The following is a 14,797-nucleotide window of genomic DNA, read 5'->3' on the forward strand; positions in this document are numbered from 1 at the left end:
GCCGGACATCTTCACTGGGAGTGGGAGTGAGCTGGAGACCCCTTGAACAAGGGGTTTCGCTCCTCCCACTCCCTTTTTTCGCGCCCGAAAACAACCGACCCCAGCGCAGATCGGCGATCCCGGGATGCGGGCGCGAGGGAGGCGGTCCCAGGGTCCCAGGTACTCGGGGGAGCCGGCACGGAAGCCCCGCCCCAGCGCCGCGTGCACCGGGCAGAACAGGCCCGTCCGCCCGGCGAGCGGCCGCTGGGCGTTCTCCCCGTCACGCCGGGACCGACCCCACAGGGCGGCGCGGGCTCGCGCGGGTAGACTTGGTGGCCGCGTGCGTGTTGTGTTCCTTCCGTGGCCGGCGCATGCTCGGCAGCGTCGACCGCCGCCGACCCGCCCGATGTCCGTGTCGGGGGCAGGCGTCCCAGGCGCCGCCCTCGCCCAGCCCCAGGAGAGCCATGCCGTCCTCGCTGCCGGTCGTGCCCGACATCGATGAGCAGCTCGCCTCGCGCGTCGCCGAGCGCCTCGCGTCCGTGGAGAGCGAGCTGCGCGAGTCCGTGGCCACCTCCGATGACATCGCCCGGTGGACGGCTCGCCACCTGATGGATGCCGGCGGCAAGCGCGTGCGCCCGATGCTCGTCCTGCTCGCCGCCTCCCTCGGCGATATCGACCGCGACGGCGTGCTCGATGCCGCGGTTCTGGTGGAGCTGACGCATCTGGCGAGCCTCTATCACGACGACGTGATGGACTCCGCGCCCACCCGCCGCGGCACCGACAGCGCCCACGCGCTCTGGGGGAACAACGTCGCCATCCTCACCGGCGATTTCCTGTTCGCCCGGGCCAGCGCCCTCAGCGCGCGTATAGGCGCCGAGGCGGTCCGGCTCCACTCGGAGACCTTCGAACGACTGTGCCTCGGTCAGCTCCACGAGACCGTCGGGCCGACTCCGTCCGACGACCCGTTCGAGCACTACATCTCGGTGCTCTCCGACAAGACGGCCTCGCTGCTCGCTCTGGCCGGTCAGCTCGGGGCTCTGCTGGCCGGTGCCCCCGAGGGAGCCGGTGACGTGATGCGGCGTTATGGGGAGAAGGTCGGTGTGGCTTTCCAGCTCGCCGACGATGCCCTCGACCTCGCCAGTGATGGCGAGACCAGCGGGAAGACCCCCGGCATCGATCTGCGCGAGGGCGTGCCGACCATGCCCACCCTGCTGATCCGTCGCCGTGCCGCGGAGGCTGCGGACCCGCGCAGCCGCGAGATCGTGGCCCGGCTGGACGGGGATATCAGCAGCGACGACGCGCTGCGCGAGCTGGTCGCCATGCTGCGCGAGGACCCGGCACTGGAGGAGACCCGCGACTTGGCCCGTCGCACAGCTGACGAGGCCGTCGCCATTCTGGCTGAGCTTCCCGACGGACCGGTTCGCGAGGCGCTCACGGAGTTCACCCGGACCCTGGTCCAGCGCCGGCGGTGAGCCGCGCGTGACCCGTCCCCAGGGTCGGTGCCCTGAAATCCCCGACTGATCGCGCTGGAGCGGTCCCTCGTGGCATGGGCAACTCCGGACGAGTACCCTGTGACCGTCGTGCGCGCGCCAGGGGCGGCCCGCCCGCGGGCGTTACCCGTCAGGACGGCCGGGGGGCACCATGCGCACGGCGAGTCGACCACGATCGTGTTCGGGGGGATCCATCATGTCGGTCACCGCTGGAGTGACGCGGCTGCGGCGGCATCACGGCGCCCCCGCGAGCGCCGTGCTCCCGGTCCTCTTCGCGCCGCCGGCCTCGAGCCCCGGCGCGGGTCCACCGGACGAATCCTGACCACGTGAGAGCCGCCCACCCCTCCGAGCAGAAAGCATTGCCCCTGACATGAGCATGACCCCCGAACAGGCCCGCTGGTTCGCCGAGACGTTCGACAAGCTCGTCCAGAGCGTCGGCCAGGCCGTTCTCGGCAAGAACGAGGTGGTCCGCCTCGTACTGACCGCCATGATGGCTCCCGGCCACGTGCTGCTCGAGGACGCTCCCGGCACCGGCAAGACGTCGCTGGCGCGGTCGATCGCTGCCACCGTGCAGGGCACCAGTACCCGCATCCAGTTCACTCCGGATCTCCTGCCCTCGGACGTCACGGGCGTGACGATCTACGACCAGAACACGAAGTCCTTCGAGTTCCACAAGGGGCCGGTGTTCGCGAACGTCGTCCTGGCCGACGAGATCAACCGCGCCTCCCCGAAGACCCAGTCGGCGATGCTCGAGGTCATGGAAGAAGGTCGGGTCACGGTGGACGGCGTGACCCACGAGGTGGGCAACCCCTTCATGGTTATCGCCACCCAGAACCCCATCGAGCAGGCCGGCACCTATCGGCTTCCCGAGGCGCAGCTGGACCGCTTCCTGATGAAGACGTCGATCGGATACCCGGACCATGCCTCGAGCGTGCAGATCCTCCAGGGGTCCGCGCTGCGCGATCGCAGCAGCCACCTCACTCCCCGGATCTCCCTGCAGGCCGTCAACGACATGACCGAGCTCGCGGCCACGGTGCACGTGGACCCGGCGGTCCTGGAGTATGTCTCCCGCCTGATGGAGGAGACGCGGATGGCTCCCGAGGTACGCGTCGGCGTGTCCATCCGCGGCGCGCTCGCCCTGATGCGCGTGGTCAAGGTCTGGGCGGCGGTCAGCGGACGCCACTACGTCATCCCGGACGACGTCAAGCACCTCGTCGAGCACGTGTGGCTCCACCGTTTCGTCCTCGATCCCGAGGCCGAGTTCGCCGGCACCACCGCCAAGTCCGTGATGACCAAGATCCTCAGCGAGGTGGCGCCTCCGCAGGCGCGTCAGCAGTCCGCATGAGCCCCGAGACGCCCCTCCCCACCGATACCGCCGAGGCCGAGGTCGCCAAGGCGGAGGCGAGGCGACGCCGCGCCACGGCCAGGGCCGAGGCCCGAGCCGAAGCACGCCGGCGGCGCAAGCAGACCAGGGCCGCTCGCCACGGCACCGCCGGGGCGGGAGCCCCGTCGGCCGACGACGCGGTGAGCCCCGGCGGCGAGGACGGGGCCGCCTCCAGCACCGGACTCGCCGCGTGGCGTGATCGGGGCGCCGAGCTGTGGATGCGGCGCATCCATCCGGTCCTCGACGTCGTCTCGCCGATCGGGTGGGCGGTCCTCGCGGTCGCTGCATTCTGCTGGATCGTCGGCCTCTGGCTGCACGTGACCGAACTGAACGTGGTCGCACTCGCCCTCACAGTGCCTCTGGTGGTCGCGGCGCTGTTCGTCCTGGGCCGGGCCTCGTATCGGGTCACGCTCGATCTCCAGACGCACCGGGTAGTGGTCGGTACGCGCGCCGTCGGTCGCGTCGAGGTCGCGAACCCCACCCAGCGCACCATCCTGCCCTCGCGCATCGAACTGGCGGTCGGTTCCGCCACCGCCCAGTTCATGGTGCCGCGGCTGGCCGCCGACGCCGCTCACGAGGAGCTGTTCGCCGTGCCCACCAAGCGTCGTGCCGTGCTCGTGGTGGGGCCGGTGCGTTCGGTCCGCGACGATCCGCTCTCGCTGATGCGCCGCCAGGTCACCTGGGCCCGGTCGCAGGAGCTGTACGTCCATCCCCGCACGGTGCGACTGGACGAGGCCGCCAGCGGCTTCCTCCGCGACCTGGAGGGCACCCCCTCCTCGGATCTCTCCAGCTCCGACATCGCCTTCCACGCGCTGCGCGACTACGCGCCCGGCGATGACCGGCGCCATGTCCACTGGCGCACCACCGCCCGCACCGGCAAGCTGATGGTCCGCCAGTTCGAGGAGACCCGCCGTTCCCACGTGGCCGTGGCACTGGACAACCTCGCCGAGCACTACGCCACCGAGGGGGAGTTCGAGCTCGCCGTCTCCGCGGCCGCCTCCATCTCGGCCCAGACCCTGCGGGAGGAGAAGGAGCTGACTCCCTTCTCCTTCGACAGGCGTCAGCGCACCGGCAGCTTCCGCCAGCTGATGGACGATTACACGGTCATCGACCAGCTCGGTGGGCAGCTCGCCCTGCATGAGCTCGGGCAGAAGGCGGCGGATCTGGCCCCCAACGCCTCGGCGGTGATGATGGTGGTCGGCTCCCACACGACGGCACGGGAGCTGAACTCGGCCGCGAACCAGCTTCCGATCGGCGTGATGGCCGTGGCGATCCGGTGCGTGGACGACGCCGAGGTGCGCCGGTCCGCGATCGGGGGCCTCGACGTGGTCACCGTCGGGAGCCTGGACACGCTGGCCCGAGCATTGCGGGCGGTGGGTCGATGACCGCCACCGATCCTCGCGCCACCTACTTCGCGTCCGTGTCGACCCCTCGCCGCGCCACGGACATCGTCGTCCTGGCCGCCCTGTTCGTCCTGGGCCTGTTGGGCTTCCAGCACGTCTACGGCGGGGTGCAGTACATCCTGACCGGGATCATGGCGCTCGCGCTGGCCACCCTGATCGCGCTGATCGGCGCCCGCTGGCGGTGGGGGCCGCTGCGGATCACCCCGCTGCTGCTGGTGGTGTACTTCCTGTTCGGCTCCATGTTCGCGGCTCCCACCCGGGCGATCTGGGGAATCATCCCCTCCCTCGGCTCGCTGAAAGAGTTGCTGTTCGCCCCCGTGACCAGCTGGAAGTCCGCCCTGACCGTGGCCCCGCCCGTCGGATCCGCGCAGGGCGTGCTCGCCGTGGTCTGGATCAGCATGCTGCTGCTGACGCTGCTGTCGATGACCATCGTCATGCGTACCCGCCGCTACGTCCTCGCATGGCTGTTCCCCCTCGCGCTGACGCTGCTGTCGGTCCTCTTCGGCACCCACGAGGCCTTCCTGCCCCTTGTGCGCGGGGTCCTGTTCGCGATCATCTCCGTGGCCTGGTTGACCTGGCGTTTCGAGAGCGGCCGCCTGGACAGTGCGCAGTCCACCATCATCTCCGACACCGTCCGGCCCGGCTCCTGGCAGAACCCCGTGCTGCGCCGCCGCGTGATCGGAGGTGCCGTCATCATGGCGATCGCGGGCGCCGCCGCCTTCGGTGCGCATTCGTTGCTGGATCCGCCCGAGGGGACGACGCGATACGCCCAGCGGGACCAGATGACCCCGCCGTTCGACCCGCGCGAATACGTCTCCCCGTTGACGCAGTTCCGCGGCTATCTCAAGGACCAGCGCGAGGAGGAGCTGTTCACGATCTCGGGAGTGACCAGCGGCGAGCACGTCCGCCTGGCCACGATGGACAAGTATGACCTGCACGTCTACGAGGTCGCCGGCAGCCAGGAGAAGAACACCGCCTCGGGTGCATTCCTGCGCACTGCAGGCGGCGTGAACCTTCACGACCCCAGCGAGCAGCAACGGACCTCGACCGTCACCATCGGGGCGTACACAGGGGTCTGGCTGCCCACGCTGGGCGCGCGCACCGACCGTATCGATCTCGGCGATCTGCCGCCCGAGAGAGCGGGCGTGACAGCTGAGAACCTCTATCTCAACGAGAAGTCGCAGACCGCGGTCAACGTCGTCGGGCTGCGTGAGGGCGACACCTATGACCTGCGCTACGAGCCGTACACCGAGCCGACCACCGAGGAGACGCGCACGGCTCGATTCGCTGATGTCGACCTGCCGGAGAACAGCAGGGTCGACGAGATCAGCGCGCTCGCCGAGGAATGGGCCGGCGAGCCGGGCTCGGACTACGAGAAGTTCCAGAACCTGTCGCGGTCGATCAAGACCGACGCCTACTTCTCGCACGGCCTGGACGACGACACCGCCTCACTGTCCGGGCACGGCGTGAGCCGGCTGCTCGCGATGCTCGAGGAGCCCAGCTTCGACGAGGAGCAGGCGGACGCACAACCGCTGGGGCGCATCGGCGACGAGGAGCAGTTCGCGGCCCTGACCGCGGTGATGGCGCGTTCGATCGACATCCCGGCGCGCGTGGTCATGGGATTCGAGGTCCCCGAGGGCGAGGAGGGGACCGTCTCCATCACGGGTGGGGACGTCACCGCGTGGGTCGAGGTCGCCTTCGACGGACTCGGGTGGGTGCGCTTCGACCCTGCCCCGGACGAGGACGACGAGCCGACCCAGCCCGAACCCAAGGAGGTCGAGAAGCCCCTGCCTCAGGTCGCTCAGCCCCCGCCTCCGCCCGCCGAGCCGCCGAGCCCCCCGCCCGGCGCGATGAGTGATGACACCGACGACGAGGAGGACCCCCAGGACGAGACCGTCTCCTGGGCCGTGTACGTCGGAGCCGGTCTGATCCCGCTCGTGATCGGGATGGCGCTGGCGGCCATCATCGTGGCGAAGGCCGTTCGGCGCGGCCGACGGCGCAGCCGCGGGCCCCTGCCCCAACGCATCGACGGCGGCTGGCAGGAGATCCTCGACCTGATGACGGACCTCGGTCAGAGGCCTGACCCGATGATGACCCGGGCGGAGACTGCGGCGCGCCTGGAGGCGGCGACCCCGGCCATGGGGGCGTTGACCCTGGCCGGTCGGGCCGACCGCGCCGTGTTCGGGCCCGACGACCTGCCGGACGCGGCGGCCGAGGAGTACTGGTCCCACGTGATGGCGGCCCGGCGTACCATGTCTGCCGCCGTGCCGTGGTACAAGCGGATGTTCGCGGCGGTGTCGCTGCGCTCCTTCCGCAGGAGATCGGCGGATCGCCGCAGCGATCGCAAGCGCACCCGCGCCGCCGAACGCGCCCGTGAGAAGGCCCGGCGTCGCACCGAGGCGATGCGTCGTCGGTCCTCACGCGGCACGCTGCGGGGCATGTCCACCAGCGCCGCGAAGAAGTCGCCGAGGAGGGGCCCGTCCCGATGAACCAGACGCGTTATTGCAGCACCTGCGGGACTCTGCTGATGGAAGGCGCCGCGATCTGCGGCGAGTGCGGGGCCCGCTATCAGGCGTCGCCGTACGAGCGCCGGGCGACGGACGCCCCAGGGGCATGGTCACAGCCCCCCAAGCCCCGTTCACGCGACCTCGGCGGTCCCGAATCGGAGGAGTCGGAGGAGGAAGGGATCGAACTGATCTCGCGCGACGCCCTCGAGCCGAAGCAGCCGGGCGCGACGGCACTCCGCTCCCAGGAACAGTACGATCAGGTGATGGTCACTCAGCCACCGATGAACCAGAGCGGTCCCGGCGCATCGTTCAGCCAGCCGAGCGGGCCGGGGTCACCGGGCTCCGTGCCGGCGTCCGAGGAGCCGAACAGCCCTGAACTGGGCCCACCCCTGGACGGCTGCGCGCCCGCGACGCCCCTGAAGCGCTTTCTCGCGGCGCTGATCGATGCCGTGATCGCCCTTGTGGTGCTGGTCCCGTTCCTGATCGGCGTGATCCTGCTGCTGATCCAGGACCCCATCACCCTGCTGCCGCAGATCCTCATCGGAGTCGGCGCCGCTCTTCCCGCCGCCTATGCCGTGCTGATGATCTGGCTGTCCGGCGCGAAGGGCATCAGTCTCGGCAAGCTCATCCTCGGGCTGCGCATCACCCGATACAGCGAAGGTGGTCCGATCGGTTTCCTGCGCGCGCTGGGTCGCTGGTTCCTGTACGGCATCATCTGGCCGGTCATGGCGCTGTCGATCTTCCTGGATCCGCGCAAGGTGCTGAGGGGCTTCCACGACCGGGCGGTCGATTCCGTGGTGGTCGACATCAAGGCCGGCCGCAATCCCTTCACGCCGCGACCCGACGACTTCGAACGGCCCGGGGCCGAGCATTACCTCGGGGCTTCCTCGGTGCACGTCGACGCCCACGAGAACCTCCTGGCCGAACCCGGTGCGGCATGGAGGGGAGACGCCCAGGCCCAGGGGACCGGCGCATCGGCCGCGGCGCACCCGTCGTCCTCCGGCGCGTGGGCCGCGCAGCCACAGGCCGAGAGCCCGTACGCGCCGCCCGCCCCGTCGGGCTCCTCCGCCTCGGAGCCCCAGGTCTCCGCTTCTCCCTGGTCCTCCCCGCCGCCGGCGTCGTGGGAGAACCAGTCCGCTGCGCCGCAGCAGAGCGAGGACAGCGGATGGGCGCCCCCGCCCCCTGCTCAGCAGGTGCCGGCACCGCAGCAGCCGCAGCCCTCATCGTGGGACGAGCCGCAGCATCCCGAGACGCAGGCGCCCCAGCTGTGGAGCCCGCCGCCTGCGGCAGCTGCCCCGCCGGCACCGGCCGCCGCCGCCCCGCCGGCTCCCGGCAGCGCACAGCCGCCCGAGCCGCAGCATCACCCTGATGCTGCTGCGGAGCCGGTCCCTGCTCCGAGCGAGCTCACCGCGGATGCCTGGGACCCCGGCGATGGCGAGGTCGACGAGCGGACTCGGATGACCGCGCCGGATGAGCCGCTGGAGGATCTCGAGCAGACCCGGGTCTCCGTGGCCTCGCTGCCGCCGGCGAGGAAGCTCCGTCTGACCGATGACACCGGCACCGATCGGGTGGTGGACAGGGCCGTCGTGATCGGGCGCAATCCCACGGCCGCGGGCGGAGAGGTGCTGTTCGTCCTGAAGGACGACACCCGCTCGGTCTCCAAGACCCACCTCCGTGCCGACGGCACCGGCGAGGAGATCACGGTCACCGATCTCGGGTCGACGAACGGATCGACCATCCTGCGCGAGGACGGTTCCCGCGAGCACCTCGTCCCCAACACCCCGACCGTCCTGCCTGCCGGGGCCAAGGTCACGCTGGGGGATAGGACCCTGTCCGTGGAGAGGGAGCAGTGATCGACCGGTCTCTGTCGGATCCGGACATCCAGGGGACGATCCGGGCCGTCTCGGCGGCCGTGACGCACGTGGGCCACGTCCGCGCGACCAACGAGGACGGCGTTCTCAATGCGCCGCCGATCTATCTGGTCGCGGACGGCATGGGAGGTCACAATGCCGGCGAGGTGGCCAGCGCTATCGCGGTCGAGGAGTTCGAGAAGCTCACGATCCAGGAGAACGTCACCGTCGAGCAGCTCGGTGACGCCTTGCGCACCGCCGCCGAGAGGATCGGCGAACTCGGCGGGGAGACAACGCTCGGGGCCGGGACGACCGTCGCGGTCGTGGCCACGATGGTGCTCGACGGGATCGGGTACTGGGTCGTCCTCAATCTCGGCGATTCTCGGGTGTACCGACTCTCCGGGGAGATCTTCGAACAGGTCAGCGTCGATCACTCCGTGGTCCAGGAACTCATGGACCGCGGAGAGCTCAGCATCGATGAGGCCCGCGTGCACCCCTACCGTCACATGGTCACCCGCGCGCTGGGCGCCGGGCCGGAGTCGGAGCCCGATTACTGGCTGATCCCGGCCGAGGCCGGCGACAGGATGCTGATCTGCTCCGACGGCCTGACCGGCGAGGTCGAGGACGCCACGATCGAACGGATGCTGCGCGCGCCCTCGGACGTGCGCACGCTCAGCGAGGACCTGGTGCGCCTCGCGCTCGACAGCGGCGGTCGGGACAACGTCAGCGTGGTCATCGTCGAGGCCGTCGAGGTGGTGGGTGCGGCGCCGGGGCCCCGGCCCTCCGCCGCCGACGTCGCCACGCCCGCTGAGGAGTTCGAGGTCGACGAGGACACCTTGCCCCGGGCCATCCCGGGTGAGGGAGGCGAGAGGGGATGAGCGAGGAGGACGAGAAGACGACTCTGCTCGGGCCCGGGACGTGGACCCAGCAGGGCCCCGCCACCCTCGTCGTACGCGAGGCCGGCTGGGTGGTGCTGGTCCCGGGGCTCCGGAAGGAGGTCACCGAGGCCGCATGGACCGTGCTCGGCGAGAACCCGGCCCCTGAGGAGTTCCTCGACAAGCTGGTCGAGGCGGCGGAGCTCGAGAGCGCGGACAAGCTGACCGCGATCCTGTTCGGCTTCCTCGACGGCACGACGGGGACGTTCGGCGTGAAGGGGAAGACTCCGATCGCGGTCTACACCCCGGAGGGCTCCATCCAGATCGCCGGGACCGACGAGGAACCCTTCGTGCTGAAGACCCTCGAGGATGTGCGCCGCACCGCCTTCGGCGACCTTCCCGCCGAGGAATCCGTGGGCGCGCCGCGCGTCGCGGCCGGTATCGCCCGGGTGCGGGGATTCGTGCACGTGACCGTGGACCCCGCAGAACTGGACGAGGACGCCCGCGCGGCGCTCGCCGAGCAGGTCGAGAACGACGGGAGGTCCATCGAGGACCCCGAGGCCAAGAAGCGCCGCGCCGAGCGCCCCAAGCCGGCCCCGAAACCGGCTGCGAGCAGCACCAGCTCATCGGGCTCCTCCGGCTCCTCGGACCGGAGACCGATGATGGCGACCCGCAAGCCCGGGGAGATGCCGCCGTCGGTCTCCGGCGGCGCGACACCAGCGGCCTCCGCCGCCGAACCGGCCGACAGCGGCCCGAACATGTTCGACGATCTCTTCGCCGACAAGAAGTCCGAGCCGGAGGCGCCGGGGCCCCCAGCGGCCCCGGCCCCGAGCGAGCCGGCAGAGCCGGTCTCCGAGGAGGCCGCCCCGAGCTCTCCGGCCGAGCCGGCAGAGGCCTCGACGACCTCCGCGGCTGCTTCCGCCGCACCGACCGACCTTGCTCCGCCTCCCCGGAGTGCGGAGAGTGCCGAGGCGGGTCGCCGCCGCCTCGTGAGCACGTCGCTCTTCGACCGGAAGCGACGCAGCAGTCGTCCCGCCGTCGCGGAGCCGCAGCAGTCCTCTGCCGCCGGCCCGCCGGAGCCGAGTCCCGAGGTGTCTGCTCCTCAGCCGTCTGCTCCCGAGCCGTCTGCTCCTCAGCCGTCTGCTCCGCAGGAGCCGGCCCCGGCACCATCGGCCCCCGACGGCCCTGAGCGCCTCGAGAACCCCGGCTCGTCGTCCGTCGGCACGGACCCCTCCGACGTCACGGTCGCGCCGGACCCGTCGAGCTCGATCCCGACCCCCGAGCCGCCCGATGACGACGAGTTCGAATCCCCGCCCACCCAGATCGCGCCGATCGACGACGGCGAGGGGCCGGAGGACGACGAGCCCGCAGCCTCTCCGAGTGCTCCACGGCCGCGCCCGGCGGCCGTCTCGCCACCACCCGATCTGGAGAACACCGGAGCCTACGACGACCTGTTCGGCAAGACGGTGTTCCGTCGGATCGAGGACGCGGCCGTGCGGAGATCCGAGGAGGACGAGGACGACGAGGCCGCGGCGAGCGAGGACCCGGCAGCTCTCGCTGAGGAGCCGGCGCAGTCGCCGACCACTGCCGAGCCCGAGGACGACGAGCTGAACGGCGAACCGGAACCGGCTGCCCCGGAGCCCGCGACCGACAGCCACGGCGACTTCATCGACTGGGTCCCCGGAGTGGGCCGCACGGCACCCGAGATCGCGCAGGCCGCGGCTCGTCGTGCCACCGAGAAGCCGCGACCCGAGCCCGCATATCCGCAGGTGCAGATGGCAGAGCGGCCGCCCGCCCCGCAGACCGGATCCCGCCCCGCGGCGGTCCGGCCGGACGACCACAGAACCCAGAGCCCGCCGGCCCCGGCCCCCGGCTACGGGGGACAGGGCAGCGGCGGGTACGCAGGGCAGCAGGTCGGATACCCCTCCCCGCCGCAGGGCGCCGGACCTCAGTACGGCAACGCGCCCGTCGACCCGGCCGCGGCCGGGCACCAGGTCGGATTCCCGGGCGCACCGATGAGCGGGGCGCCGGCGCCCGGCGACCCCAGGCACGCCGGATACGCCGGGCCGCCCGGATACTCCGCGCCCAGCCCGGGTTCTCACCACCGCGGTGCCTACCCGTCCCAGCAGCCGCCGGCTCCCGGTGCCTCCGCACCCTCGTCGCACGCCCCGGGCGTCCCGACAGCGCAGCCCGCCGGAGCGGGAGCCGGCCGCCCGCGGCCACCGGCGCCGCCGCCGGGCAGCGCCCCGCCGGCCACGCCCGCGGCGCCCGGCGCCCCGACCGCCGGCCCCGGCCATCCTGCCGGAGGGGCCGTGGCGCTGCCGGGCCTGGTCTGCCAGAACGGGCATGCCAATCCTCCGGAGCGCTCGCAGTGCCGGGCCTGCGGGGCCCCTCTGCAGGGAGCGACCCGCACGGTGGCCCGGCCTCCGCTCGGGGTCGTGGAGTCCTCCACGGGCGAGAGGTTCGTGCTGGACCGCACCGCCATCATCGGCCGCCGGCCGCGCGCCTCCCGGGTCAGCGGCAACGACGTCCCGCAGCTGATCACCGTGCCGAGCCCCCAGCAGGACATCTCCCGCTCCCACCTCGAACTCCGGCTCGAGGGATGGCACGTGGTCGCACTCGACCTGGGAGCGACCAACGGGACGACGCTGCACCGCGCCGGGACGGACCCGGTGCGTCTGCGGCCGCGCGAAGGCGTCGTCCTGCACGACGGGGACCGGCTCGATCTCGGTGACGGCGTGCATCTGCTGATGAGGGAGCGGGTATGAGTCCGAGACCGCCCTCGCCGCCGCCCGGCCTTCCCGGATACGAGTACGAGCAGCTGCTCGGCTCCGGAGGCTTCGCCGACGTCTTCCTGTATCGCCAGTCCCGCCCGCAGCGACGGGTCGCGATCAAGGTCCTCCTCTCGAACGTGCTGGACGATACGGTGCGGCGGCAGTTCGACGCCGAGGCGAACGTCATGGCGCAGATGTCCACGCACCCCTCGATCGTGACGATCCATCAGGCCGAGGTCTCCGACGACCACCGGCCCTACATCGTCATGGAGTACTGCCCGCGGCCCAACTACGGGGTCCGTTTCCGCAAGGAGCGCATCACCGTCGCCGAAGCGCTGCGCGTCGGAGTCCAGATCGCGGGCGCTGTGGAGACCGCCCATCGTGCCGGCATCCTCCATCGCGACATCAAACCGGCGAACATCCTGGTCACCGACTACAACCGGCCGGCATTGACCGACTTCGGCATCTCCATAGCGACCGGACAGGGGCACGATGTCGATGATTCGCAGGGCATGTCGATCCCGTGGTCCCCGCCGGAGTTCTTCGCCGACCCTCCGCGCGCCGACGTGCGCAGCGACGTGTTCTCGCTGGCCGCGACCGTGTACTCGCTGCTGGCGGGACAGACCCCGTTCGAGCTGAGAGAGCAGCGCAACTCCGCCTCCGATCTCATCCACCGCATCACCTCCGAGCCGCTGCCTCCGCTGAACCGGCCCGACATCCCGCCCGAGCTGAACCGCGTGCTCTCGATCGCGATGGCCAAGGACCCGGCCAGTCGTTACGACACCGCTCTGGCCTTCGGCCGCGGGCTGCAGCAGGTGGAGCTCTCCCTCTCGCTGCCGGTCACCCAGATGGACGTGCTCGACGACCGCGGCACGCATTCCACGCACGGCTCCGAGGATGACGAGCTGGACATGCATACTCGGATCCGGAAGGTCGCCACCGTCGACCCGGACTCCGGCGGGCCTGCCTCGCGCGAGCGCAAGCGGCCGCTGGACCCGTACGCCGGAGTGGCCCCCGCCCACGTTGCGCCGTCGGCTCAGCCGGTCGGGACGCCCGCGACCGCCTCCGCCGCTGAATCGGAGGGGGAGTCGACCATGCTGCGGCCGGCCGGGGCGGCGCTCGCGTCAGCCGGGTCGGCCGCGCCCCCCGAGGCGAACGAGCAGCGTCCCCCCGAGCAGCGGAAGACGCCGGCCTGGCCGTTCGTCACCCTCGCCGCCGTGCTGATCATCGTGCTCGGAGTGGGCGCCACCCTCGCGGTGCGGATGTTCGTGGTGGAGCCACCCGAAGCGGCCCCCACCTCCGACATCAATGTGGCCACGGGGGCCGCGGAGCCGCCCGGGCCGCCGCAGGACCCCACGGTCGAGATCATCGCTCCCGAGGAGGGCAGCGTCACCGGGCGCGCCCAGGTGACCTGGGAGGCACCGGAGAACTTCCGCGAGGGCCAGCTCTTTAAGGTGCGGTGGAAGGACATGCCCAGCAACTACGAGCGCTATGCCGCCGCCCAGGAAGTCTTCGGGCGCACGTCGCACGTGGTCGAGATCCCGCCCGGCCTCCCGGATCGCTGCGTCGAGGTGCAGACCGTCGACACCAACGGCCCGGCGAGCAAGTGGGTGGAGGCCTGTCTCGATGGGGGCTGACGGGTACGGTGCACTGATGGCCGAGGACCAGCGGGAACAGAATGCCGCGGTGGCGGACATGGGCGAGTGGACACGACGTGGCGAGCGCCGCGAGAGAGGGGATGAGTGACGATGGCGTCGACGATTTCGGTCGAGTTCTGCGGCGAATGGTTCCGGGTCGCCGAGGGCGAGGAGATGACGATCGGACGCGAGGCCGATCTCAGCGTCGACGACGAGAACCCGTTCCTCCATCGGCGCTTCCTCTCGATCGTCCAGGTCGAGTCCATGTGGTGGCTGGTCAATATCGGCTCGCGGCTGTCGGCCACGATCACGGATGGTTCCGGCTCCATGCAGGCGTGGCTCGCGCCCGGGGCCCGCATCCCGCTCGTCTTCGATGAGACCCGGGTCGTGTTCACCGCGGGCCCGACGACCTACGACCTCTCCATCCACGCCGAGTCCCCCGAGTTCGAGCGCACCGCCGGGCCCGACGACCCGGCGGGGGAGACGACCGTGGGCTCGGTGCAGCTCACTCCCAGTCAGAAGCTGCTGGTCCTCGCCCTGTCCGAGCCCATGCTCACTCGCGAGGGCTCCTCCGGGATGAGCTCCGTGCCGACGTCCGCGCAGGCGTCCAAGCGCCTCGGCTGGCAGCTGACGAAGTTCAACCGCAAGCTCGACAACGTCTGCGACAAGCTCGACCGGCTCGGCGTGCGCGGGCTGCGCGGTGGTCCGGGGAAGCTCGCGAGCAACCGTCGTGCGAGGCTGGTCGAGCACGCGGTGTTCTCCCGGCTCGTCACCATCGACGACCTGCCGCTGCTGGACCGGTCGCACGAGGTGGATGAGGACTAGCAACGACGGATCGGATCGCCCTCGAGGCTGATCCGGACGGCGGGCGAGGTGCCCGCCAGGGGGAGAGACACCT

Annotated in this window: 9 protein-coding genes; all 9 read left to right on the forward strand. The window is 71.2% G+C overall.

What is annotated here, in order from left to right; all coding sequences use genetic code 11:
- Positions 1-443: 443 nt before the first annotated feature.
- The 9 genes from ACFQRD_RS14835 (at position 444) to ACFQRD_RS14875 (ending at position 14,724) form a co-directional block, all read left to right on the forward strand.
- The gene (locus ACFQRD_RS14835) at positions 444-1,451 is read left to right on the forward strand and encodes a polyprenyl synthetase family protein (RefSeq protein ID WP_377019903.1); all 1,008 of its coding nucleotides are present in this window, start codon (positions 444-446) and stop codon (positions 1,449-1,451) included.
- 388 nt (positions 1,452-1,839) lie between these two features.
- A complete protein-coding gene (locus ACFQRD_RS14840; protein ID WP_377019902.1) occupies positions 1,840-2,814 on the forward strand; it encodes an AAA family ATPase in 975 nt (324 codons plus the stop codon).
- Positions 2,811-4,238 (forward strand): DUF58 domain-containing protein, encoded by a 1,428-nt coding sequence (locus ACFQRD_RS14845; protein WP_377804670.1) that lies wholly within the window; start codon positions 2,811-2,813, stop codon positions 4,236-4,238. The genes ACFQRD_RS14840 and ACFQRD_RS14845 overlap by 4 nt, the downstream gene beginning before the upstream one ends.
- Positions 4,235-6,745, forward strand: a complete 2,511-nt coding sequence (locus ACFQRD_RS14850) for a transglutaminase family protein (protein WP_377804672.1) — start codon at positions 4,235-4,237, stop codon at positions 6,743-6,745. Before ACFQRD_RS14845 ends, ACFQRD_RS14850 begins: the two co-directional genes overlap by 4 nt.
- Positions 6,742-8,616 (forward strand): RDD family protein, encoded by a 1,875-nt coding sequence (locus tag ACFQRD_RS14855; protein WP_377804674.1) that lies wholly within the window; start codon positions 6,742-6,744, stop codon positions 8,614-8,616. Before ACFQRD_RS14850 ends, ACFQRD_RS14855 begins: the two co-directional genes overlap by 4 nt.
- Positions 8,613-9,491 (forward strand): PP2C family protein-serine/threonine phosphatase, encoded by an 879-nt coding sequence (locus tag ACFQRD_RS14860; protein ID WP_377019896.1) that lies wholly within the window; start codon positions 8,613-8,615, stop codon positions 9,489-9,491. The genes ACFQRD_RS14855 and ACFQRD_RS14860 overlap by 4 nt, the downstream gene beginning before the upstream one ends.
- Complete coding sequence (locus ACFQRD_RS14865; protein ID WP_377804676.1) at positions 9,488-12,256, forward strand: FHA domain-containing protein; 2,769 nt, start codon at positions 9,488-9,490, stop codon at positions 12,254-12,256. Before ACFQRD_RS14860 ends, ACFQRD_RS14865 begins: the two co-directional genes overlap by 4 nt.
- Positions 12,253-13,899 (forward strand): protein kinase, encoded by a 1,647-nt coding sequence (locus ACFQRD_RS14870; protein WP_377804677.1) that lies wholly within the window; start codon positions 12,253-12,255, stop codon positions 13,897-13,899. The genes ACFQRD_RS14865 and ACFQRD_RS14870 overlap by 4 nt, the downstream gene beginning before the upstream one ends.
- Before the next feature lie 111 nt (positions 13,900-14,010).
- Complete coding sequence (locus ACFQRD_RS14875; RefSeq protein WP_377019892.1) at positions 14,011-14,724, forward strand: hypothetical protein; 714 nt, start codon at positions 14,011-14,013, stop codon at positions 14,722-14,724.
- Positions 14,725-14,797: the final 73 nt, after the last annotated feature.

It is taken from the genome of Brachybacterium sp. GCM10030268, from assembly GCF_042666305.1.
GTDB lineage: Bacteria > Actinomycetota > Actinomycetes > Actinomycetales > Dermabacteraceae > Brachybacterium.

What these genes read in the sequence shown, in the direction of transcription:
- ACFQRD_RS14870 (WP_377804677.1), top strand. Translation starts at nt 12,253, where the DNA reads ATGAGTCCGAGACCGCCCTCGCCGCCGCCCGGCCTTCCCGGATACGAG.
- ACFQRD_RS14840 (WP_377019902.1), top strand. Translation starts at nt 1,840, where the DNA reads ATGAGCATGACCCCCGAACAGGCCCGCTGGTTCGCCGAGACGTTCGAC.
- ACFQRD_RS14845 (WP_377804670.1), top strand. Translation starts at nt 2,811, where the DNA reads ATGAGCCCCGAGACGCCCCTCCCCACCGATACCGCCGAGGCCGAGGTC.
- ACFQRD_RS14855 (WP_377804674.1), top strand. Translation starts at nt 6,742, where the DNA reads ATGAACCAGACGCGTTATTGCAGCACCTGCGGGACTCTGCTGATGGAA.
- ACFQRD_RS14875 (WP_377019892.1), top strand. Translation starts at nt 14,011, where the DNA reads ATGGCGTCGACGATTTCGGTCGAGTTCTGCGGCGAATGGTTCCGGGTC.
- ACFQRD_RS14835 (WP_377019903.1), top strand. Translation starts at nt 444, where the DNA reads ATGCCGTCCTCGCTGCCGGTCGTGCCCGACATCGATGAGCAGCTCGCC.
- ACFQRD_RS14865 (WP_377804676.1), top strand. Translation starts at nt 9,488, where the DNA reads ATGAGCGAGGAGGACGAGAAGACGACTCTGCTCGGGCCCGGGACGTGG.
- ACFQRD_RS14850 (WP_377804672.1), top strand. Translation starts at nt 4,235, where the DNA reads ATGACCGCCACCGATCCTCGCGCCACCTACTTCGCGTCCGTGTCGACC.